This is a genomic window from Actinosynnema sp. (genome assembly GCF_052038725.1).
The window spans coordinates 1-1,544 of the sequence record NZ_JBQGCX010000583.1 but is presented as its reverse complement, the minus strand read 5'-3'; the positions used below and the strand labels follow the sequence as shown (position 1 = coordinate 1,544).

Annotated in this window: 2 protein-coding genes and 1 pseudogene; 2 read left to right on the top strand and 1 reads right to left on the bottom strand. The window is 74.4% G+C overall.

Features of this window, described 5'->3' with window-relative positions:
* Together ACTUAL_RS12215 and ACTUAL_RS12210 are read left to right on the top strand one after the other, a co-directional pair.
* On the top strand, nt 1–507 hold a 507-nt coding region (locus ACTUAL_RS12215; protein ID WP_440900313.1), incomplete at its 5' end, for an alpha/beta fold hydrolase.
* 102 nt (nt 508–609) lie between these two features.
* Nucleotides 610–1,365 (top strand): enoyl-CoA hydratase/isomerase family protein, encoded by a 756-nt coding sequence (locus ACTUAL_RS12210; RefSeq protein ID WP_440900312.1) that lies wholly within the window; start codon nt 610–612, stop codon nt 1,363–1,365.
* On the opposite strand, the pseudogene ACTUAL_RS12205 reads toward ACTUAL_RS12210, so the two are convergent.
* Nucleotides 1,362–1,544, bottom strand: a pseudogene (locus tag ACTUAL_RS12205) (VOC family protein); the annotation flags it as partial. The gene ACTUAL_RS12210 and the pseudogene ACTUAL_RS12205 sit on opposite strands and share 4 nt — an antisense overlap.

The following is a 1,544-nucleotide window of genomic DNA, read 5'->3' as shown; positions in this document are numbered from 1 at the left end:
GCCGCGACCCTCGACGGGACGCGCGCGCTGCTGGAGCGGGTGGCCGCCGAGCGCGGGGAGGTGAGCCTGGTCGGGTGGAGCCTGGGCGGGGTGTTCGCCCGCGAGCTGGCGCGCGAGCGGCCCGAGCTGGTGCGGCAGGTGATCACCCTCGGGAGCCCGTACGCGCTGCGCGACGCCCGGTGCACGCGGGTCAACCCGGTGTTCCGGCTGCTGTCGGTGTTCTACGAGGCGGTCTCGGACCTGCCGCCGCCGGAGTCCGAGCGGCCCGCGATGCCGGTGCCCGCGACGTCGGTGTACTCGCGGTCGGACGGGATCGTGCCGTGGCGGGCGTGCCTGGAGGAGGAGGGGCGGCGGCGGGAGAGCGTGCCGGTCGCGTCCAGCCACCTCGGGTACTGCCACAACACCTCGGTGCTGTGGCTGGTGGCGGACCGGTTGGCGCAGCCGCGCGGCCGGTGGCGCCGGTTCGCGCCGCCCCCCGGCATGGCGCGGATGTTCCCGGCGGCCTGAGCGGGGCCCGGCTGTCCGGGACCCCTTCGCTATTCCACTCTATTCCTTCAGTGTGGAACGAAACTGATTCTCGTGGCCGCGCCGCGTGGATACCCTGCGGTCATGAGCCTGCGCCTGGAGCTGGACGGCCGGATCGCCACCCTCGTCATCGACCGACCCGACAAGCGCAACGCGATGAGCTTCGCGATGTGGCGCGCGATCCCCGAGCTGGTCGAGCGGGTGCGGGCCGACGACGCGGTGCGGGTGCTCGTCGTGCGCGGCGGCGAGCACTTCTCCGCCGGGGCCGACATCGGCGAGTTCGGCGAGCTGCGGCGCGGCGTCGAGGCGACCGCCCGGTACAGCGCGGTCGTGCACGCCGGGGAGCAGGCGCTGGCGACGCTGGAGAAGCCGACGATCGCGTCGGTGGACGGGTTCTGCGTGGGCGGCGGGTGCGAGCTGGCGCTGGCGTGCGACATCCGGATCGCGTCCGCGCGGGCCCGGTTCGGGATCACGCCCGCCAAGCTCGGGATCGTGTACTCGCTGACGGCGACCAAGCGGCTGGTGGACGTGGTGGGGCCGTCGTGGGCCAAGCAGGTGCTGCTCACCGGGGAGCTGGTGGACGCGGCGGTGGCGCTGCGGATCGGGCTGGTCAACGAGGTGGTGGAGGACCTGGGGGCGCGCACGGCCGAGCTGGCGGCGGTGATCGCGTCGCGGGCGCCGGTGAGCGTGCTGGGGATGAAGCAGATCGTGGATCGGGTGGTGGCGGGGGAGCGGGAGGAGAGCGCGGAGGTCGCGGAGCTGTACGACGCGGCGGTGCGCAGCGCCGAGTACGCGGAGGGGGTGGCGGCGTTCCTGGAGAAGCGGGCGCCGGTGTTCTAGGCCGTCTCCTCGCCGAGGGCCCCGCACGCGTCCCCGAGCAGCGGGCGGCCCTCGAAGCGGCCGAGCTCCTGCCGGTAGAACTCCAGCCCGATGCCGTTGGGGTCGCGGATGTACATGCTGTCGGCGGACCCGCGCGCCGGGCCGAGGTACTCGACCCCGGCGGCGTCCATGCGCCGCTT